This is a genomic window from Pseudomonas sp. 8Z (assembly GCF_902506535.1).
Classification (GTDB): Bacteria; Pseudomonadota; Gammaproteobacteria; order Pseudomonadales; family Pseudomonadaceae; genus Aquipseudomonas.
Genome location: NZ_LR733826.1, coordinates 542,783 through 563,380 on the forward strand (window position 1 = coordinate 542,783; position 20,598 = coordinate 563,380).

A 20,598-nucleotide genomic window follows, 5' to 3' on the forward strand; every position below is an offset into this window, starting at 1 on the left:
ACTCAGATACTCCCGATTTTTTCGCGGTTTTGTTCGATCCAGGCGCAAAGCGCCTCGTCACTCATCCATTCTGCATTGTTGTCACTGGAGTACACGAAGCCTTCTGGCACTTTCTTCCCATCCTTTATGCGCTTGGGGCAGTTCGCCCAGTCATGAATCACCGGAAGAATTTTGAAGTGTTCAGGATACTCGTAGGTCGTATAGGAATCTTCAGCACTGATCATCTGCTCGTGCAGTTTTTCACCCGGACGAATGCCAACGATCTTCTGCGATGCTTCGGGAGCAACGACACGGGCCAGGTCAGTCACTTTCATGGAGGGGATCTTTTTCACATAGATCTCACCGCCTTCCATATCATCGAACGCGTGCCAAACCAACTCGACGCCCTCTTCCAAGGAGATCATGAAGCGCGTCATGCGCTCGTCAGTAATTGGTAGTTCGCCTTTGTCCTTGATCGACATGAAGAACGGAATCACTGAGCCACGTGACCCCATGACATTGCCGTAACGCACGACAGCCATGCGGGTGTCATGCCCACCGGCATAGGAGTTACCGGAGACGAAGAGTTTGTCGGAGGCGAGTTTGGTAGCGCCGTAGAGGTTGATCGGGCTACTGGCCTTATCGGTGGACAGTGCAACAACGCGCTTGACGCCCTTATCGATGCAAGCATCAATCAGGTTCATGGCGCCGTTGATGTTGGTTTTGATGCACTCGAACGGGTTGTATTCAGCGGTCGGTACAATCTTGGTGGCGGCGGCATGTACCACGTAATCCACGCCATCGAGAGCACGGTATAGGCGATCCTTGTCACGTACGTCACCGATGAAGAAACGAACGCGTGGATCACCCTCGAACTTCTTGGCCATATCCCACTGTTTCATCTCATCACGGGAGAAGATGATGATTTTTTTGGGGTTGTACTTGGCGAGCGTCATAGGGACAAAAGTATTGCCGAACGAACCAGTCCCACCAGTAATAAGGATAGTTTTATTACTCAGCACAATTTTTTTCCTCAAAGCCTAAACGATAATCCAATATTTTTGCAGGCACACCTGCAACAACAGCCCCTTCAGGCACATTTTTTGTTACTACGGCATTAGCACCAATAATGGCATGAGCACCAACTTGCACTCCTGGCATCAACACGGCATTAACACCAATCCAAACATCATCCCCAATCAAAATAGGCCGATTATAGAGCCGCAAAAATTCATCCCGAGGCAACGCACCCTCTTGCTCTCGAATTGGCATCCCTGGAAACCGATCATGAACATGAGAGGTAGAAGAAATAAACACATTAGGCGCCAATAAACACCCCTCTCCTAGACCCACCTGCCCATTGATGGTCACATTCCGCTGCAATGTCGTACCGCGCCCAATACGAACTTCGCTAATTGCTGAAATTTCCACACCATCATTGAGCCAACAGCCTGAGCTCAAGCGGATGTTACCAAAGCTACTATCCAATGCCGCCCGTCGAACAGAACAACCAGCCTCAATGGTAAGCGCGTTTCCTTTCATTCGAGCAAATGGATGGCAACGATAGCCTCGAAATAGGCCGGCTCCACATACCCAGACAGCGTAAAATCGCATCCATATCACATCCCAAAGACGCCTAAGCAAAGGACACCCTCCAAGAAACCAGCGCCAACACCGCAGTGAAAAATATCATTCCACTCACCATTGAAACAACGAAAGGTACAAAACCCGAAGAATACGAAATAACAGAAAGAATCGCATACACAAACAGGCCAACGAACTGAATCCAAGCCAATAACTTTTTCTTGTGCATCACGATAAGAAAACTAGAAAAAAACTCCGCCGCCCTACAGGACACGCCTAAAACAAACAAGACAACCACTATAATATCCACGCTAACCCAAGAAGCAGAGAACCAACTAAAAAACAGAACATACGCTGCGCACGCCATTAGCAGCAAGGCAATTAAAAACACGCCACCTGAGACCTTCAGCAAATAAGCAAACGCATCACGCGGCGATTCTTTACAACGTACTGCAAGCAAGGTTATCACTTTAGTGTTTACTATTTGCTGAATTGCCAGAGCACCGACCATCAGCAGAGAAAGGTAAGAGTATGCCGAAAAAACCACCGCCGGTAAAAAAAACGAAGCACACAGACGATCAACATACTGACCCAGCCCACCTAGGAGACTAACGGGAATAAAACTAAAGCAACGTCGCACATAGTCAACATCAGGAAGCCTAAAGTTCAAGACCCAGTTAACGACCGTGGTGCCACAAGCAAAAAAACCAAGAACAACCTCAGCCAAAATTGAAAACCAAGCAGACCCCGTCAAGTAAGCGGCAGCCAGCCCACCAAACAACAATAACAAGTTACGCAAGAACACCGCGCGCGCATAACCAAGAAAGTCCCCGTCGCTTTTCCGCGCCACAACATCCAAGGTAAACAAAAACATGACCAAAACCTGGACCTGCGTGAGCAAAGTCAGGCTAAAGTCCCAAAGCAAAGATCCCGCAATTACACTTGGGAGACTTAATAACAACCAAAAAGCGAACCCAACCGTTCGCCCCTGCGCAACGAATAAAAAGCGCTGCGCTAGCTCCATTGAGGGAAGCTCAGAATGAGCCCTCAGAATTACGCCACTGCCGACAAGCAGCCCGCCAACTCCCAAAGCCAGTAAATAATATCCAATCGCCGCATACTCTATCTCACCAAGCACATGTGCATATAAAAATCCTTTCAGCGCAGCAACCCCGACACCTGCAGCGGCAAAAATTAGATAAGACCACTCACGCATTTTGAAGCACAATACGCTGGCGAGAAGGATCCACAACGCAACTCATTTCTGGATAGGTATTAATCGAAAACTCAAACTGCAGCAGCAATCGCGGGCGACGCAATGGTGTCACGCCTTTATGCAATGTTATGGTGTCTTCAATCAAGCAGGATCCCGCCCCCCCGCACACCTCGACAATATTATTTTCACCGTAGGCCGCAAGGACCTCTTCATCAGTAAAGCGCTTAGCCTTGAACACGCTATTTTTATAGCGTATATCGTGATTAGATGTCCTTACATACACATGAGGCCCACTTTCACTATCCACGTCCGTAAGATAAAAAAAGAACTTCACGAACTTGATATCGTCCAAATCATAGTGAAATACATGAGCGTGCTTTGACCGATCCTCAGGACTTGCATCCACAGGAAATGTCCACCACATATTAGCACTCATCAATTTCGGAGTAGCCCCCAAGTAGGCCGCCGCAAGATCCAGAATAAAGTCATCGCGAGACAACTGCTTCACCACCGGATCATCCTGAATATTCAAATACTGAGCCAACAAAAGGCGCTTACCCAAATGCGCCTCCATCGCACACAAGTCCTTCAAATAAAACCCCAGCTCTGGGTTTCTATCTGCAAAACACGGCAAGCGATCAGCAAGCCGTCTTAAATAAGCAACTTTATCAACAGAAAGAGAGGGGCCCAGCGTCGCACCATCAGAGCGAAGACGACTCAGATAATACTCACTCTCAAGCGCCCCGCTCAACACAGTCTGAGATGGTTTAAGAGATTTTCGGTAAGCTTGAACTTTACCAAGATTTTTTAACCATATTAAACGCCACAGAAAGTCCCTAACGACCTTGCGCTTCAGGAGCCCTCGCATCATTCGATATTTTGAAATCATACCCCGCCCTCAAAGATGTGAAGCCACGAGGAGACGATACCCCTCTCTCAAAATACAGAGATGCTACAAGTCAATTTTTACGCTGAAAAACAACTCGTAAGAAAGCAACACACACACCCAACATAAAACCCATCACCATAGACAAGCTTACGATGAGTAGCTTTTTAGGTTTGATTGGATTTAGAGGCTTAACCGCCGGCCGATCAATTCTCACCAGATTCAATTGATTGAGGTCCAGATTGATACTGCGTAAACGCGCGGCCTCCTCTCGCATTTCGGAGAGTTTAGCCAGAAATAGATCCTCGTTATCCCGGCTCTGCATCATCTCTACCTGCCGGTTGTGTTCGAGCATCTGCAGTTTGTTTTGAATCAGGGCAATCTTCGGCTCGGTGTAGTCATCAGACTTACGCTTGAGCAACGCTGCTCGTTCAGCCTCGAGTGCTTCCGTGCCCATGAAATGCAGCGGGAATTGCTGATTGATCACCTCAGTACGAAACACATTGCCCTGCCCTCCGGCATTATCAGCATCACCTAACGATGTCGGGTTGGTTGGCTTGGTGATGCCCAACGCCTTGGCAATGCTGATCGCCTCATCAAGCTGGGCAATGCGGTTCTGCCGACGCGTGCGTAACTCGGTTCTGAGCGCCTTGAGTTCATCCTGCAAGATGGCCCGCTGCAATTTGTCGTCTTCTGTCAGCTTGGCGATGGCTGCTTCTTTTTTAGCTTCATAGCTGGCGCGGGCAGCCGCCATTTGCCGCTCGATTTTGTTCAAGCGATTTTGAATCACGCCCTCCATATCCAGAGCCACGCGCTGGCGCTCATCGATGATGGCTTGCTGCACAATGCCATTAAGAATTTCAACACCATCGAGGGTCTCGGGATAAACCAGCTTCAAACCAACAAAGTCACTCAGATTGTCCGTTCGTTTTGAATCAGGCTGTATCAGGCTAAAACTTTCAGCATTGAATGCCTCAAAGCGTTGTTCCAAACTTTTATTGATACCCTTCAAATTGGCGAACAACTCGGGGTTATTACGAAAAAACTCGGCGCGTGTGCTGTAGGACTCCAATGCTGAGCCAACTCGCTTTAACGCATCTTCAGGTGTCAAGCTATAGACACCGGTGCTGTTAAGCTCATCAAGCTCCTTCAGTGGTGCCGGGCGTAGAACACTTTGCACCTCATAGGAAGGCGTGGAAAGAAAAGCATAGGCCGCCGCACAAAGTGTCACAGCAAGCGTACAACCCGCAATCAACAACTTCTGCTGCCATAGCTTATGGAAGAGTTCTACCAGGTCGATCTCATCCGCTCTGGTTTCACGGGGTATCACAGGCTGAATACTCACAGACACTCCAAAGTCGTTTGCTGCTTTTAATCATTGAGGTGCGCGGCATAACCGGCACACAAGAGAATTTATATTGAGCCAAGGCCATCATGTAGGCATTTGCACCTCTACTTCATGCCCCAAGCAGGCAAAGTGGCTTGCCAATGCCTGAGCAAGCTCACGCTTGGCATCTGGCGCACCATGCACGATACGGATTTGTTCAGGGATGTTGCGCATCCCCGTGGCGAAGCGAATTAGCCCTGCCTTATCGGCATGGGCTGAGTAGCCGCCTATGGTATGTATTTGAGCGCGAATGTCATAGCGCTGCTCATCCATTAGCACATAGCCATTACGCGGGCCATATTGCTGGATTAACCGCCCCGGCGTGCCCTCAGCTTGATAGCCCACGAAGAGAACATCGTGCCGCTCATCACTCAGCATGGCTTTCAGGTAGTTGACGATACGCCCACTTGAGCACATGCCATTGCCTGCAATTACGATGGCAGGCTGAGCGGTTTGAGCCAGACGCTTGACCATTGCCAGGTGCGCTTTGTGGCTGTCTACCGTCAGCAGGTTACGAAAAACCAGGGGATTACGCCCTTCATTAAGGCGCGCTCTGGCCTCTGCATCCCAGAAGTGATCAAGCTCTCGATAAACCTGGGTAAAACGGCTCGCCAAGGGGGAATCGAGAATGATCGGCAGGTTGCTCCAATCGAGCGCGGGTACAGGCTCTCGCTTGCTCGTTCGAGTAGCGGCCTGCCTATCCAGGTTTTTGGCAACACGGCGATGGATAATGTCTTCCAGCTCGTAAAGCAGCTCTTGAGTGCGACCAATGCTGAATGCAGGAATCAGAACGGTGCCCTGGTTACTCAGCGCATGTTCGAGCACCTTTTCCAGTCGATTTCGACGGGTGCGGCGATTTTCATGCATACGATTACCGTAGGTGCTTTCAATCACCAGCATGTCAGCTTTGTAGGGCGGTTTAGGCGCAGGAAGGAGCGGTGCATGAGGAGCGCCGAGATCGCCAGAAAACACGATGCGCTTCGTCTCACCGCTTTGCGGGTAGGTCAGATCAATCTCAACATATGCCGAACCGAGGATGTGCCCTGCTCGCTGCAAGCGAACGCGAGCGATCAGTCTCTCGGTGTCGGCCAGCGTGAACCATTGCTTATATGGCAATGCGATGATGCGCTGTTCGACTAGGCGAATATAGCGCTCAACCTGCTTCTGATCTCGACTGAAACCCAGCTTGAAGGCATCTTCAAGGACTATAGGAAGCAGTTTTGCCGACGGCTCACTACAAAGAATCGGCCCCTGAAAGCCAGCCGCAAGCAGGTATGGAATGCGACCAACATGGTCGATATGGACATGGCTTGCAATAAGAGCCCTGACGCCATTCAGAGGGAAATCGATGGCGAGTTGCCCGGCGCTGGCGTGGCCTTGGGGAGAGGTTTCTGCCCCCTGAAAAAGACCGCAATCGATCAATACGCTGAAATCTTCATCCATCAGCAACTGATGACAAGAGCCCGTCACACCGCTAACGGCGCCATGATGGATGATGTTGGGGTATCGCACAGGCCAATCCTTTAACACTGACGACTTCTAAAGGGACTGCCCCAAAGACGCGACGTTTATCTACTGGCGAATAAGTGGGAGTAGCCTAAGCAGATAGCCTCCACCGTGAAGGCCGACACATTTTGACGATTTTTTACTATTTGACAAGCTAAACGACGCCGATAGCGATTAAGCAAAGGCGCACTAAAACGCCATCACTCGTCCTCATTGACGCGATCACGCAACTCTTTGCCCGGTTTGAAGTGCGGCACGAATTTGCCATCCAAACGTACCGACTGGCCGGTCTTGGGATTGCGGCCCACACGGGGCGCCCGATAGTGCAGGGAGAAGCTGCCAAAGCCGCGAATCTCGATACGATCCCCTGTCGCCAACGCCTGGGACATTTGCTCCAGCATAGTCTTGATGGCCAGCTCGACATCCTTTGAGGAGAGCTGACCCTGGTGAGTGACGATTTTTTCGATCAACTCCGACTTGGTCATGGTTTTCCCTTCGTTTTCAAGCGGCTAGAAGACTCGACGGTTTGGTTGTAGCACGCTGGTCAGCTTTTGAACAGCCTAAAAACAAGGTGTTAGCGAGGTCATGAGGATTAGTCACATCGAGGAAAGCTTTGCAAAGCAATACAACCCATGACCACGAGCATTAGCGTGCCGAGAGAGCGGCCCGACACTGACGGCCGCTGCTCAGCGACTGGCAACACGTCTGGCTGAGTAAGCCATAGCCGCATAAAGGCACTGTCAGGCTGTACTAACGCGACTGGTCGCCTGGCGGTGCACATACCCAATGCTCAGGCCGGTGCTTTAGCAACCATGGCGGCAATCAGACTGCCAACAGGCGGACGCTTGCGGAAATAGCTGTCCACACCGGCGAAGATAGCGTCAGTCAGATTGTACTGGTGACGAGCATCGTGCAGACGCCTGCAGTCGCCGACATTGGAAATAAAGCCGGTTTCCACCAAGATCGATGGCACTGCAGCGGATTTGAGCACGGCAAAGCCAGCTTGTTCGACACGCGACTGATGCAGCCCTGCCACTGAACCCAGCCGCTGCAAGACCTGATGCCCTAAATCCAGGCTGGTGGAGATGGTAGCCGTCATCGACATATCCAGCAGAACACTGGCCAGCACCGGGTCACGCTGTTGCATGGCGACTGGCAAGCCACCGCCTATGAAGTCGGCCTCATTCTCCCGTTGCGCCATCCAGCGCGCCATAGAGGAGCTTGCGCCATGTTCGGACAAGGCAAATACCGAGGCTCCCGACGCCGTCCGCCGAGGCGCAGCATCGGCGTGCACTGAAAGAAACAGATCGGCATTGAGGCGCTGAGCCAGTTCGGCACGCTTGCGCAGCGGGATAAATACGTCACTGGTGCGCGTCAGGCGTGCTTTATAGCCCTTTTGCGCATTGATTTTCTTCGCTAGCAGTGTGGCGATCTGTAATGCAACGAGCTTCTCCTGCTCACCCTTGGCGCCCAGCGCCCCAGGGTCTTTGCCGCCATGGCCTGCGTCAATCACGATAAGCAGATCGCGATGTCCGGGCACCTCCGTAGAGCGCTGATCAGCCGTAGCCATCTTTTGCTGGCCGGGCGTTGGCGTGATCTGTGGTAACTGCACTTGCAGAGTCGAACCGATCATCTGCAACGGTCGAATTGATGCGAGCACAGAGGCGTCGGTCAAATCCAGCACGATGCGCAACTCGCCGTTCGGCGTTAGCCCACTGCGTAGCGCTCTGATAGGCGTGCCCTCAAGGGGCAGCTCACTGAGCGGCGCGGCCAGCGTGGCACCCTGTAAATCGATTACCAGCCGCGCAGGCGCATCGAGGCTAAAGCTGCTGGCTTTGATCGGCCCGGTGAGCTCAAGTTGTAGAAGTGTTTTGCCACCCACCTGGAGAATCTCGACACGACGCACGGCCTGAGCAGCCTGAGCGGTGAGCGAGGTCGGCAGCACCAGACCGGTGAGCAATAATTGCAGCAGTTTTCGTCTATCCATGCAGGTTTCACAGCCTGAATGTGCGAGAGAGCCGTGTTTAAAGCCACCCTTTTTAAGTCGCCCCAAACACCAAAAGAAACTTTATAACATATTATTACAAAGTAACAGGCTCACCCACACCATTCCTCCCACCCCCAAGGGCAGCTCCAAGGTTACGCCGCAATAAACGGGTTAGTAGGGCCGCTTCGCCACGAGTCAGAGACCGGCAAGTTCCAGCCAGCGCATATAGAAACCGTTAGCCACCTGATGTAATGCCGCCACTTTATCCGCCAGATGAGCACGCATTTCGTTGGACGCCTGCTGGCTGGGCTGGCTTGGATCAAGCAAGTGCGACCAATCTGTCAGCCATTGCTCAATCAGGGCCTCGGTCATTTCCGGGTGCCCCTGCAAAGCCAGCACCTTGTCACCCCAGGCGAAGGCCTGATTGGCGCACCACTGGCTGGAAAACAGGGGCCGCGCAGCATGCGGAACGGCGAATGTGTCGCCGTGCCACTGGAAGACTTCGAAGCGCTCCGGCAAATGCGCCAACCAAGGACTATCTGCCGCCTCGGGCAGGCACTGCATCGGCTGCCATCCAGACTCGATGTACGGCATGCGCGTAACCGACGCCCCCAGCGCACGCGCCAAGAGTTGACCACCCAGGCAATGGCCAATAATGGGGACATCCCGCGCGATTAACTGCTGCAACGCTGCAACCTCATCAGCAATCCAGGGCAGCGGATCATTGACGCTCATCGGCCCGCCCATTACGGCTACAGCCTTGGGCCGCTGCAAGTCATAGCCTCGCAGTTCGCCAAGATCGGCACGCAGCACGTCATGAGCGATACCACGGTCACGCAGCACCTGGCCCAGGTGTGCGGGTGGGCAGTAATCGATATGGGTAATGATCAGGACATCAGGCATGCGCTGCAGTGTGCGCGATGACAAGAATCAAGTCGAGGCGCGGATGAGCCTGATAAGCGGCTCATCCGCACGCCGATGGCTAACGTGCTGACGACTGTAAATCCGCTTTGCTGGGGCGTATCTCTTGAGTGACGCCCCAGCCGTCGAGCATGCCCCCCAGCGGGGCGACAATGGACTCCAGGTTCTGCTCGAACGCGCCAATTCCTACACCGGTGGCGTACATCACTTTGCTGACCTGCAAGTGCCAGACCCCGTCCGCACGGGCAGTGATCTGGGTATTGAGAGACTCGCCGCGAAACTGGCCTGCGGCCATTCGTGCCCGCTCCTCATCGGGGAAAATGGCGTAGAACTCGATGGGGTGAAACTGGGCGAAATCGAAACCGCCCTCTTTCATCCGGCGCAGCACCGAGGTGCTGGCATCTTCATGCATGGCTGTGCTCATGAAACGACCTCCTCTCAGGCGATGGATGATCCGCGTGCCCATTGCAACCGTTCCAACCGAACGGTGGCGCGGCGACCAAAGGTGCCGCCCCGAGATCAAGCTAGCTTGACGTGTGTTCCGAAGCGCAACGACAAACGCCCGACGCGAATATCGGGCGCTTAGCTACAGACTAGACACTATCTGGGAAGTTCGTCCAGCCGCCTTGTAACAAGGCATCTAGCTGCGACGGTATCGAGCTTTGGCGACTCGCGCGCACCTTTCGCAGTTTGAAGGTCATGTGCACGCTGACAAGCCATCAACAGCAAGCTAGGGTGCGAGCCATGAACATGATCACCCTGCTTCTGCCCTATCAAGCGCCCTGGGATTGGCAGCAATTCCACAGTCATTTCGCCCTGCGCGCGATTCCCGGACTGGAATCGCTGAGCGCAGATAGCTATAGCCGCGGTTTCAGCATCAACGGCCTGCATAGTTGGCTTCAGGTAACGCCACAGCCTGCGCTGAACGCGCTGGCGCTATGTTGTGAGTCAGCCGCCCCTGCTCATGTAACCGAACTCGAACGGCGCGTGCGGCGCATGTTCGACCTCGACTGTCAGCCCGAGGTAATCGCCCAGCACCTCAGCGCCGACCCGCTGCTCGCACCGCTTCTGCTGCGCAACCCCGGCCTGCGCCTACCGGTGGCGTTCGATCCGTTCGAGCAAGCCGTACGCGCCATCGTGGGTCAACAGGTCACGGTCAAGGCAGCGGTCACCATAGTCGGGCGCTTGGTGCAGCGTTTCGGCGCGCGGATCGAAACAGCGCATGCGCCGAGTATCAGCCATTTGTTCCCGACCCCGCAGGTGCTCGCCGCAGCCGACCTCACCGGTATCGGTATGCCCGGTAAACGCGTGCAGTGCCTACAGCATTTCGCTGGGCGTATTGCCGATGGCAGCCTGAAACTGCAGATTCAAGACGGCAGCGCCGCACTGATCGAGCAACTCTGCGCTCTGCCCGGCATCGGCCCATGGACGGCGCAATACATCGCCCTGCGCGCGTTCGGCGAGGCAGACGCCTTTCCAGCCAGCGATCTGGGTTTGCTCAAAGCGCCGATATGGGGGGCCGACGGCATCGATGCGCGGCGTCTGCAACGTCGCGCCGAGGCTTGGCGTCCCTGGCGAGCCTACGCTGCAGCCCACCTTTGGCAGTGCTACTCAGGAGGTTGATGCATGCATTACCGCTACCACGACAGCCCACTCGGAGAGCTGTTTATCGCAGGCCACGAGAACGGCCTGCACCTGCTGCTGATGGAGCTCGACAGCCATCCGTGGCGCATCGAGCCAGGCTGGCGCCCCGCCACGAATGAACTGGACAGCGTATGCCGCCAACTCGACGAATACTTCGCAGGCCAACGCCGTCAGTTCGAGCTGCGCCTGGCGCCACGTGGCACCACCTTCCAGCAGGCCGTGTGGCAAGCACTGCTGGCTATTCCCTACGGCAGCACCTGCAGCTACTCGCAGCTTGCCGAGGTCATAGGCCGCCCCAATGCGGTGCGCGCGGTCGGCTCAGCTAATGGCGCCAACCCGATTTCCATTATCGTGCCCTGCCATCGCGTAATCGGCCGCAACGGCAGCCTTACCGGCTATGCCGGGGGACTGCCGCGTAAGCAGCGCTTGCTGGAATTGGAAGGTGTGCTGCAACCGAGGCAGACGCACTTAGCGCTATAGCTTCAGCTACGGCGCGGGAATACGCGCCAATGGCTGCATATTGCGCTGCAATGGCAACGCGAGGATCAGGGCTTCACCAGAGGCAGGAAAGATACCCGTCAACGCGGTGATGTTGACCTGATGGGAAACCAGCACCAAAGGCGCTCCGACCGGCAAGACGTTGATCGCGCGAATCAGCTCGGCGGTTTGTTCGGCGCCATCTTCGGGCTGCCCGAAGAATGAATCCAGTGCAGGCAATGACTGCACAGAGCCTAGCTGCATGTTGCTGGCGGTATCCTGCGCGCGACACCAGCGGCTACTGAGAAGACGCGGCTGCTCGATGCCCTGACGTGTTAACAACTCGCCCCAACGTCTCGCCTCGGCTCGTCCTTGTTCATTGAGATTACGCTGGGTTACGCACTGGCCAAGACGGAAATTAGCCGGATCGCCCGTACCCGGCGCGGTGGCATGCCGCATCAGCAATAATGCCCGCCCTTCGCGCAGCGCCTGCCAAGCCTCGGCATTCTGCGCAGCGCTGCTCCAGAGCGGCAACAGCATCAGAACCATTAGCCATAGGCGGCTCATAACCTGACGTTGCCGCGTGGGCCCATCAGCGCCCAAATGATCAAACCGAGCACCGGCAACAGCACGATCAGCAAGATCCACAGAATCTTGATCCCGGTTTCGGCGCTACTCTTGATCACGTTGAGGATGGCCCAGATATCCAGGGCGAAGATGACCAGGCCGATCAGCCCATTGAACATAGAACCCATGACGACACTCCTGTCTGAGAGGTTGTCTTCATAGGATAGTCAGCGGCTGGCGCGGGTTCCCTCAATCGCCGAGGCGGGCAAAGCGGCTGGCGATATCGTCATCGGTACGCACAGGCGCCTGCTCGCTGGCACTCAGGCGCACCACCAACGCATGCGGCTCCTCACCCAGATCGAACCAGTGGCGCGTGCCAGCCGGCACACTCAGCAGATCGCCGCGCTCGCCGCGCAGGACATAGACGTAGTCATCCAGGCGCACGCTGAGCTGGGCAAAACCGCCGATGAACAACCAGGCGCTGGTGCTCGCCTGTACCTGCTCGTCGAGATGGCGCGCGCGCAGCTCCAGTTTCTGCGGATGGTTGCGCTGCAGATTGAACAACTCCTGCTGCACATGACCTTCCTGGCCCATCAGCGCTTGCAGCCACAGACCATAAGCGGCATCGAACTCGGCCTGTTCGCAACCGGGGCGCAATTCGGTCGGCAGCTCCACCTGGCGATAGTCGATGCCCGCCGCCGCCAGGGTGCTGGCGATATCGTCGGCGTGGTTCAGCACCTTGTTCGGCAGTTCCGGGGCGGTATGCAGATGGACGGCGAGGCTGCTCATGACGGGTTCACTCGATTCAGGGCTGCTCGGGCGGCAGACGGGTGGCAATGATGAAGGCGGCCAGCAAGGCTACCAGACTGGCGATGGCGAAGGTCCAGGCCGGGCCCAAGCTCTTCCAGCTATAGCCGGCATACAGCGCGCCAAAGGCACCGCCGATTCCGGCCAGGCTGACATACAGCGCCTGCGCCTGGCCCTGTTGGCGGTCGGCGAAACTGCGCTGCACGAAGTGGATACACGCAGCATGGAAGGCGCCAAAGGTGGCGGCGTGCATGCACTGCGCCAGCAACAGCACCGGCAAATACTGAGCCAAATTGCCCAGCAGCAGCCAACGCACGGCGGTAATCAGGAAGCTGGCCAGCAATACGGTGCGCAGCGAGTAACGCTGCAGCAACCGCGCCATGACCAGAAACAACAGAATCTCCGCCACCACGCCCAGCGCCCAGAACAGGCCAATGGCGCCGCGAGTGTAGCCAACGCCCTCCAGGTGCAAAGTCAGAAAGGTGTAGTACGGGCCGTTGCTCAACTGCATCAGCCCAACGCAAACATAGAACGCAAGGATACCGGGGCGGCGCAATTGGCGCAGAAAACCCTCCGACTCCAGCGTGTTCGGGCGCAGCACGGGCTGCACATTGGGCACCCAGAAACTGCTGGCGACGATACCGGCCATAATCACCAGCAGCGCAGCCGGATACGCGTCCAGGCTCAGCCACTCGAACAGCAGGCCCAGGCCGACTACAGCGACGATAAAACCGATGCTGCCCCACAGGCGAATCTGGCTGTAGCGCGCCGCCTGCTCGCGCAGATGAGCCAGGGTGATGACCTCGAACTGCGGCAGCACCGCATGCCAGAAGAAGGCGTGCGTGGCCATGATCAGCGCCAGCCAGGCGTAGCTCTGGCTGAAGAAGATGCCGGCGAAGCAGACCAGGGTACACAGCGCGCCAAAGCGCACGATCAGCAGGCGCTGGCCGGTGTGATCGCCCAGCCAACCCCACAGGTTCGGTGCAAGGCAGCGCATCAGCATGGGAATGGCGATCAGCTCGCCGATGCGCGCCGGAGCAAAGCCCAGGTGGTCGAAGTACAGCGCCAAGAACGGCGCCGTACCGCCGAGCAGGGCAAAGTAGAAGAAGTAAAAACCGGACAGCCGCCAGTACGGCAGGGCCGCGCTCATGCCGCTACCCGAATCACAGTTGCGGCAGCACCGGTGTGGTGACGCGCACGTCGGCGTTCTGCGCGCGGTGACGCAGCAGGTGATCCATCAGCACAATGGCCATCATCGCCTCGGCAATCGGTGTAGCACGGATGCCGACACAAGGGTCGTGACGGCCCTTGGTGATGACATCCACCGGGTTGCCGTCGACGTCGATGGAACGCCCCGGCGTGGTGATGCTGGAGGTCGGTTTCAGAGCCAGGTGGGCGACAATCGGCTGGCCGCTAGAGATACCACCGAGAATGCCGCCAGCATTGTTGGAGAGAAAACCCTCCGGGGTCAGTTCGTCACGGTGCTCAGTGCCGCGCTGGGCGACGCAGGCGAAGCCAGCGCCGATCTCCACGCCCTTGACCGCATTAATGCTCATCAGCGCGTGGGCCAGTTCGGCATCGAGGCGGTCGAAAATCGGTTCGCCGAGGCCCGGCATCACCCCTTCGGCCACCACGGTAATCTTCGCACCGACCGAATCCTGGTCGCGGCGCAGTTGATCCATGTAAGCCTCCAGCTCCGGCACTTTGGCAGGATCAGGGCTGAAGAAGGCGTTCTCCTCCACCGAATCCCAGGTCTTGAACGGAATCTCGATGGGGCCGAGCTGGCTCATGTAGCCACGGATGACGATGCCCTGGCTGGCCAGGAACTTCTTGGCGATGGCGCCAGCGGCCACGCGCATGGCGGTTTCGCGCGCCGAGCTGCGGCCGCCGCCACGGTAATCGCGCAGGCCGTATTTGTGGTGGTAGGTGTAATCGGCGTGGGCCGGGCGAAACAGATCCTTGATGGCCGAGTAGTCCTTGGACTTCTGGTCGGTATTGCGGATCAGCAGGCCGATGGAGCAGCCGGTGGTCTTGCCCTCGAACACGCCGGAGAGAATTTCCACCTCGTCAGCTTCCTGGCGCTGCGTGGTGTGGCGGCTGGTGCCCGGCTTGCGACGGTCGAGGTCGCGCTGCAGGTCTTCCAGGGTAATCTCGACACCGGGCGGGCAACCGTCGACGATGGCGACCAGCGCCGGGCCATGGCTTTCGCCAGCAGTGGTGACGGTGAACAGCTTGCCGTAGGTATTGCCGGACATGGGAAGAGGCTCCGCGAGATTCAGCTCAGGCCCGGCGCTACGCAGGCCCAATTCACAAGGTCGGCGAGTATACCTGCCAGCCCCTTGCAGTTCACCCCGAACCTTGCGCGCGCGCAAACGTCCAATGCCAGTCCGCCACTACCTCAAGTTCATCATGCTGCGAGCCCTGCTCTTGTCCCTCACTCTGCTCACCGGCCTGGCCCAGGCCAACACCACGCGGCAACTGCCCGTCAGCCTAGACACCGACCAAGGTACCCTGTACGGCAGTCTGCTGGTGCCGCAAAGCGATAAACCGGTAACGGTTGCCCTGCTAATTGCAGGCTCTGGCCCCACCGACCGCGATGGCAACAACCCCGAAGGCGGCCATAACGATGCCCTGAAAAAGCTGGCCCAGGTGCTGGCGCGCAATGGCATCGCCAGCCTGCGTTATGACAAACGCGGTGTGGCCGCCAGTCGTACCGCCACTCCGGACGAAAAGAATCTCAGCGTCGAGCGCTACGTGGCTGATGCCGAAGGTTGGGCCAGATTGCTCAGGGCCGACCCACGCTTCAACCAACTCATCCTTATCGGCCACAGTGAGGGCGCGCTGATCGCCAGCCTAGCGGCACCCGCCAGCCAGGCTGATGCGCTGGTGTCCATCGCCGGGCCCGCCTACCCCATCGGCCAGGTGCTGGATATGCAACTGGCCATGCGCCTGCCACCCCCCCTGCTGGCCGAAAGTCGGCACATTCTGGCCAACCTGATTCGTGGCCAACTGCAACCGCAGGTGCCCAAAGAACTGCAAGCGATCTATCGCCCCAGCGTGCAGCCTTACCTGATCACCCTGCTACGGCAAAACCCGGCCGAGAACTTCGCCGCGCTGCAAATGCCCGCCCTGATCGTGCAAGGCACGCACGACGCCCAGGTCAGCCCGGACAACGCTGATGTACTCAAGCAGGCCAAACCCGATGCCGAGCGGGTGCTGATCCCCGGCATGAACCACATCATGCGGATCACCCCAGCGCCCTGGAACGAACAACTAGCGTCCTACGACAATCCGCAGCTACCCTTGGCCCGTGCGCTGGGTGAGCAGATAGTCGCCTTCATTCGCTCCAGCGCAGAGAAAAGCGGTCGATAACCAGCCTAATGATCCGATCAAGCGCACAGGACGCCCATGAGCGAGAACCCAGCCCCGCAGGCGCAAGCCGTCGACGCCGCAGCCGCAGCAGAAGAACAACCTGCCGCGCCACACCCCTGGGCTGACCTGGCGGCAGAACACTTCAGCCTGCTACGCCTGGCCCCCCTGCCTATCGACCGCGAAACCGGGCCAAGACCACTGCGTTTCGTCCAACTGGGCCGTGTGGAGCGCCATGCCAGGGATATGAGCATGTTGCGCCTGACTATCCAGGTGCCCGGCCAACGCCTGCATCGTCAGCAGAACATGCTGGAAGTCTGGGCTGACCATCAACGTAAAGAAGTGCGTTTCGGCCCGGACAAAGGCTTCACCGTAGAGCCAGCCAACCGTGGCCTGGGACGTTTTCTCATGGCTCAGGGCATTACCTGGGCGCGCAAGCAGTTTGCCCACTACACCGTCGAAGGCGGTGCATTGCCAACCAAGGACAACTTCAACGAAGCCGCCTGCGCCCGTCGCGACCATGCGGTGAAAGCACAAGGCTTCACTGTCGAATACAGCGACCCACTGCAGCTCAAACCCTTCTACAGCGCACCACGGGTCAGCTCCCTGCATGGCGACTGGCACGCCGAGAAGGTGCAGATTCTCGAACTGCTGGACGCCGCCGCGATGCTGCAAAAGGCCGACCAAAACCTGCAGGAACAGGAAACAGCGCTACGCAAGCTGCAAGATCGAGTCGACCGCCTCAAGCGCGAGGACAGCGGCCTGCGCTTCACCATCACCTGCCTGGTGGCCTTCAGCCTGTTTCAGGCCGGGCTTTTGATCTGGATTGCCACGCGCTGAGGCAACGGTCAGCGGCGTTAAGCAATCTGAGGCATCGCGCCAGGAACTGTGCAAGCCATCACCGCTCTATGTTTCTGTGATGCACAGCATAGGTCGACCAACCGCGCGTATACGGCCCGCGCTGTGCTTGCCAAGATACCGACGTTGCCACGATTAATAAGGACGTTAATCATGTCAGGCAAACCCGCCGCCCGTATCGGCGACTCCGTCGCATGCCCCATGTGCGGGCAAACCGCAATCGTGACTGGGGTTTCCAGCGTTATCATCGAAAACATGCCCGCCGCGACGCAAACCCAAGGCTGCGGCTGTGGTTCCACCCTCACCGGCGCCATTATTCCCAATGTCATCATCGGCGGTTTGCCTGCGGCAACCCTGGGCAGTACGGGCACTCATGGCAGTGTCGTCACCAGCGGCGCAGGCACGGTGATCATTGGCAACAGTCATACGCCGGCCGCCTTTACCCCGCCGACACCAATGGCCATCAGCGCAGGTGCTGCCCAGGCTTTGTCGCCTGCCGCGCCGAGCCTACCGCAGCGCCCAGGTGCACCCCAAGCCCGCGCCTGGCAGGAGCACGCCGATAACGCCGCGCCCTGGAGCCTCGAAGAGGAGGAAGAAGAGGAAGAACTGGAAGCACCTGCCCAGCAAGGCATCACCTTACGTGTGGGGGTGTTCTTCGACGGCACAGGCAATAACGCCAGCAATAGCGAAGTCGGCGCCCAATGCCGCGCCGCCGCGCTGAATTTCAGCGAGCAGGAGAGCCTGGCCATCTACCAGCGCTGCCAGGATTATCAGCTCGACCCCGATAGCAGCTACGGCAACGATGTCAGCAATATTTGGCGGTTGTATGGCCTGTATCGCGAAGATGCTAAGCCAACCCTTGAGAACGAAGTACCTACGGTCTTTTTGCGCGCCTATGTCACCGGCATCGGTACTACTACGGGCGAAAAGGATACGTTGATGCCGGGGCAGGCATTGGGGCGTGGGGCTACGGGAGTAGTGGCCAAGGTCGAGGAAAGTTTTGTCTCGCTGAAGGAAGCCCTAGACCGGTTCGTCAGAGAAAACCCCGAGGCGGCCTTGGGGACATTGGAGCTGGATATCTTCGGCTTTAGCCGAGGCGCCGCAGCAGCACGACACTTTGCCAATCAGGTATGCAAGCGCAAACAAGGCCCACTCGCCGAGTTACTGCGGCCTGAGAAGGTCAAGCTAAGCGCTGGCTTTAACTGGCAGACGCATGTGGCCATCAACTTTATCGGCCTATTCGACACCGTGGCAGCCATTGGTGGCTGGGATGACTGGGGCAATCCAGCGGATGCCAACAACGGCGACATCGAACTTTATCTCGCGCCAGACTGCGCCCGCCAAGTGGTGCACCTGGTGGCCCGCGACGAGCGGCGGCGCAATTTCGCCCTCAATCGCGTAGCCGCAGCGCACCGGGAAATCACCCTGCCTGGCGTCCATTCCGACCTGGGCGGGGGGTATCAGCCAGAGGCCAGCGAACGGCTTTACATGACGCGCCCGCATAGCAGTTGGGTCAGCCGCGCGACTGCCGCACAAAATACCCCGGCCTACCGCAACGCCCTGAGCGATACGCAAAGGGTTCGTGCGCTCGACCTGCTTGATCCACAAGACACCAGCGCGTCCCTGACCACTCAAGTTTGGGAGCACTTCCTGCCCTTTGCCGGCAGCCGTGATGACCAGATGAAGTTTGTGCAGGCAGCCCCCTCTATCGTGCGCCGGGTTTATGGCCATCTTTCACGGGTTTATCTGCGGGTTATGCATGCGCTGGCGTTGGAGGCGGGGGTGCCTCTAAAAAACGTGCCGACCACTGAAGATCTGAGCCTGCCTACAGAGCTCGTTCCGATTAATGAAAAGCTGGTCACATGGGCCATAAGCGGCAATGGTGCACTGGATGAACGCGAGGAACGCTTGCTACGCCAGCGCTATATACACCTTTCGGCCAACTGGAACGCCAGCGTAGGCAAAGGCGGTAGCGTACTCGATGTGCTCTTTATCAATGCCCCGGTCGAGCGCGAACGGGCCCGCTATGCCGATATCCCCGGAGGAAATTCCAAATGAGAACGCTCCTGCTCTTTATCGCCCTTAGCCTGTTGGGCGGCTGCGCCCATGCCGACAAAGGCCCTGGCAGCCTGCCCTACAAATACTGGCGCTTGGGCTTTCTGGCTCCCGACTATATGGAAGTCTGGGTGGAGACGGCGAATGTGGAAGACATTCGCGGGCAAAAGTTCTTCCAGATGGGGGCCGGTACTGTCTCCGTCCACCTCCCAAAAGATGGCAGCGGTAATGCCAAAGGCTGGGGTGAGCGTTTTGGTTGGGGTGCTGGCCGCTATGTCAACGGTGCCGATCTACCCAAACGTATTTATGTGCGCTGGCAGTCCCTGGCAGAACCCCAAACCTACAGCACCACCCTGGAAATTCCCGAGCGCGCCCGGCAATTGATGAGCGAGCGATTGGAAAACCCTTGCCCAACCATTGCCTATCGCCATGCGTTGGCCATTGGCCTGGCCCCTGGTGGCGTAATCAGAGGCTGGGTAATGAGCACCTGCGACGACCCCATAGAAGTCTTTCGCGCCCAAGCGGAAGTTGAGCCCAAGGGGCCCTCCCAAGGTAAAACAGACGGGCAATACGCTTTACCGCTGGAGCCAGAGTCTCGAACCTACATCGAACAGCATGGCATTCCCTACGGCTCATGGTAGCGCTCAAGCCTGCAAGAAAAGCCTTGTTACTCGGCCTCGCCCTTAGCCTGTTGGGCGGCTGCGCCCATGCCGACAAAGGCCCTGGCAGCCTGCCCTACAAATACTGGCGCCTGGGCTTTCTGGCTCCCGACTATATGGAAGTCTGGGTGGAAACGGCGAATGTGGAAGACATTCGCGGGCAAGAGTTCTTCCATGTGGGAAGCGGAACGGCCTCCGTCCACCTCCCGAAGGATGGTAGCGGTAATGCCAGCGGCTGGAGAAAAACGTGGGGCAAGGGCCGCTATGTCAACGGAGCCGATCTACCCAAACGTCTTTATGTGCGCTGGCAGTCCCTGGCAGAACCCCAAACCTACAGCACCACCCTGGAAATTCCCGAACGTGCCCGGCAATTGATGAGCGAGCGCCTGGAGAAGCCATGCCAAACCAGCGAATACCGCGAGGCGCTGGCCATTGGCCTGGCTCCTGGTGGCGTAATCAGAGGCTGGGTAATGAGCACCTGCGGCAGCCCTACCGAAGTCTTTCGCGCCCAAGCGGAAGTTGAGCCCAAGGGGCCCTCCCAAGGTAAAACAGACGGGCAATACGCTTTACCGCTGGAGCCAGAGTCTCGGACCTATATCGAACAACATGGCATTCCCTACGGCTCATGGTAGCGCTCAAGCCACAGTAGAATGTGGCATTTAGCCTGGGATAGCCGACGCGCCCCTATCGTGACTC

At 57.2% G+C, this 20,598-nt stretch carries 22 protein-coding genes; 7 read left to right on the top strand and 15 right to left on the bottom strand.

The annotated features are described in order from the left end of the window. Nucleotides 1-2: 2 nt before the first annotated feature. From pseB to AERO9A_RS11900, 10 genes are all read right to left on the bottom strand, one after another. Complete coding sequence (pseB, locus tag AERO9A_RS11855; RefSeq protein WP_159972143.1) at nucleotides 3-1,001, bottom strand: UDP-N-acetylglucosamine 4,6-dehydratase (inverting); 999 nt, start codon at nucleotides 999-1,001, stop codon at nucleotides 3-5. Next, nucleotides 991-1,593: a DapH/DapD/GlmU-related protein gene (locus AERO9A_RS11860; RefSeq protein WP_218580142.1), complete on the bottom strand. Its 603-nt coding sequence runs from the start codon at nucleotides 1,591-1,593 to the stop codon at nucleotides 991-993. The genes pseB and AERO9A_RS11860 overlap by 11 nt, the downstream gene beginning before the upstream one ends. Nucleotides 1,594-1,615: 22 nt before the next feature. Further along, entirely contained in the window at nucleotides 1,616-2,779 is a 1,164-nt protein-coding gene (locus AERO9A_RS11865) for a hypothetical protein (RefSeq protein ID WP_159972145.1), read from the bottom strand. Further along, complete coding sequence (locus AERO9A_RS11870; protein ID WP_159972146.1) at nucleotides 2,772-3,668, bottom strand: phytanoyl-CoA dioxygenase family protein; 897 nt, start codon at nucleotides 3,666-3,668, stop codon at nucleotides 2,772-2,774. The genes AERO9A_RS11865 and AERO9A_RS11870 overlap by 8 nt, the downstream gene beginning before the upstream one ends. 70 nt (nucleotides 3,669-3,738) lie before the next feature. Beyond that, nucleotides 3,739-5,010, bottom strand: a complete 1,272-nt coding sequence (locus tag AERO9A_RS11875) for a Wzz/FepE/Etk N-terminal domain-containing protein (protein ID WP_256665945.1) — start codon at nucleotides 5,008-5,010, stop codon at nucleotides 3,739-3,741. A gap of 87 nt (nucleotides 5,011-5,097) precedes the next feature. Then, entirely contained in the window at nucleotides 5,098-6,564 is a 1,467-nt protein-coding gene (locus AERO9A_RS11880; protein ID WP_159972148.1) for an MBL fold metallo-hydrolase RNA specificity domain-containing protein, read from the bottom strand. A 194-nt stretch (nucleotides 6,565-6,758) separates the two neighbouring features. Further along, nucleotides 6,759-7,043: an integration host factor subunit beta gene (gene ihfB, locus AERO9A_RS11885; RefSeq protein WP_037002350.1), complete on the bottom strand. Its 285-nt coding sequence runs from the start codon at nucleotides 7,041-7,043 to the stop codon at nucleotides 6,759-6,761. Nucleotides 7,044-7,348: 305 nt separating this feature from the next. Then, nucleotides 7,349-8,545 (bottom strand): N-acetylmuramoyl-L-alanine amidase, encoded by a 1,197-nt coding sequence (locus tag AERO9A_RS11890; RefSeq protein ID WP_159972149.1) that lies wholly within the window; start codon nucleotides 8,543-8,545, stop codon nucleotides 7,349-7,351. Nucleotides 8,546-8,740: 195 nt separating this feature from the next. Further along, entirely contained in the window at nucleotides 8,741-9,448 is a 708-nt protein-coding gene (locus AERO9A_RS11895) for a type 1 glutamine amidotransferase (protein WP_159972150.1), read from the bottom strand. Between the two features lie 79 nt (nucleotides 9,449-9,527). Then, a complete protein-coding gene (locus AERO9A_RS11900) occupies nucleotides 9,528-9,890 on the bottom strand; it encodes a ribonuclease E inhibitor RraB (protein ID WP_159972151.1) in 363 nt (120 codons plus the stop codon). A 320-nt stretch (nucleotides 9,891-10,210) separates the two neighbouring features. Here AERO9A_RS11900 and AERO9A_RS11905 point away from each other — a divergent pair, with 320 nt between their 5' ends. Together AERO9A_RS11905 and AERO9A_RS11910 are read left to right on the top strand one after the other, a co-directional pair. After that, nucleotides 10,211-11,089, top strand: a complete 879-nt coding sequence (locus AERO9A_RS11905) for a DNA-3-methyladenine glycosylase (protein ID WP_159972152.1) — start codon at nucleotides 10,211-10,213, stop codon at nucleotides 11,087-11,089. A gap of 3 nt (nucleotides 11,090-11,092) precedes the next feature. Next, complete coding sequence (locus AERO9A_RS11910) at nucleotides 11,093-11,590, top strand: methylated-DNA--[protein]-cysteine S-methyltransferase (protein WP_159972153.1); 498 nt, start codon at nucleotides 11,093-11,095, stop codon at nucleotides 11,588-11,590. 6 nt (nucleotides 11,591-11,596) lie between these two features. On the opposite strand, the gene AERO9A_RS11915 is transcribed toward AERO9A_RS11910, so the two are convergent. The 5 genes from AERO9A_RS11915 to aroC all read right to left on the bottom strand — a co-directional run bounded on the left by AERO9A_RS11915 (nucleotide 11,597) and on the right by aroC (nucleotide 15,216). Beyond that, on the bottom strand, nucleotides 11,597-12,154 hold the full coding sequence (locus AERO9A_RS11915) for a histidine phosphatase family protein (RefSeq protein WP_159972154.1): 558 nt from the start codon (nucleotides 12,152-12,154) through the stop codon (nucleotides 11,597-11,599). Beyond that, on the bottom strand, nucleotides 12,151-12,342 hold the full coding sequence (locus AERO9A_RS11920; protein WP_159972155.1) for a PLDc N-terminal domain-containing protein: 192 nt from the start codon (nucleotides 12,340-12,342) through the stop codon (nucleotides 12,151-12,153). The genes AERO9A_RS11915 and AERO9A_RS11920 overlap by 4 nt, the downstream gene beginning before the upstream one ends. Before the next feature lie 61 nt (nucleotides 12,343-12,403). Next, nucleotides 12,404-12,943, bottom strand: coding sequence for an acireductone dioxygenase (locus AERO9A_RS11925; RefSeq protein ID WP_159972156.1), 540 nt, complete (start codon nucleotides 12,941-12,943; stop codon nucleotides 12,404-12,406). Nucleotides 12,944-12,959: 16 nt separating this feature from the next. After that, nucleotides 12,960-14,111, bottom strand: coding sequence for an MFS transporter (locus AERO9A_RS11930; RefSeq protein WP_159972157.1), 1,152 nt, complete (start codon nucleotides 14,109-14,111; stop codon nucleotides 12,960-12,962). A gap of 13 nt (nucleotides 14,112-14,124) precedes the next feature. Beyond that, nucleotides 14,125-15,216, bottom strand: coding sequence for a chorismate synthase (gene aroC / locus AERO9A_RS11935; protein ID WP_159972158.1), 1,092 nt, complete (start codon nucleotides 15,214-15,216; stop codon nucleotides 14,125-14,127). Nucleotides 15,217-15,340: 124 nt separating this feature from the next. Here aroC and AERO9A_RS11940 point away from each other — a divergent pair, with 124 nt between their 5' ends. From AERO9A_RS11940 to AERO9A_RS11960, 5 genes are all read left to right on the top strand, one after another. Further along, on the top strand, nucleotides 15,341-16,333 hold the full coding sequence (locus AERO9A_RS11940) for an alpha/beta hydrolase (RefSeq protein WP_178111128.1): 993 nt from the start codon (nucleotides 15,341-15,343) through the stop codon (nucleotides 16,331-16,333). Between the two features lie 36 nt (nucleotides 16,334-16,369). Beyond that, nucleotides 16,370-17,170, top strand: coding sequence for a hypothetical protein (locus AERO9A_RS11945; protein ID WP_159972159.1), 801 nt, complete (start codon nucleotides 16,370-16,372; stop codon nucleotides 17,168-17,170). 171 nt (nucleotides 17,171-17,341) lie between these two features. Beyond that, a complete protein-coding gene (locus tag AERO9A_RS11950; protein WP_159972160.1) occupies nucleotides 17,342-19,246 on the top strand; it encodes a phospholipase effector Tle1 domain-containing protein in 1,905 nt (634 codons plus the stop codon). Then, entirely contained in the window at nucleotides 19,243-19,884 is a 642-nt protein-coding gene (locus AERO9A_RS11955) for a DUF2931 family protein (protein ID WP_159972161.1), read from the top strand. Before AERO9A_RS11950 ends, AERO9A_RS11955 begins: the two co-directional genes overlap by 4 nt. After that, nucleotides 19,878-20,534, top strand: a complete 657-nt coding sequence (locus tag AERO9A_RS11960; protein WP_159972162.1) for a DUF2931 family protein — start codon at nucleotides 19,878-19,880, stop codon at nucleotides 20,532-20,534. Before AERO9A_RS11955 ends, AERO9A_RS11960 begins: the two co-directional genes overlap by 7 nt. The last annotated feature ends 64 nt before the right edge of the window (nucleotides 20,535-20,598 follow it).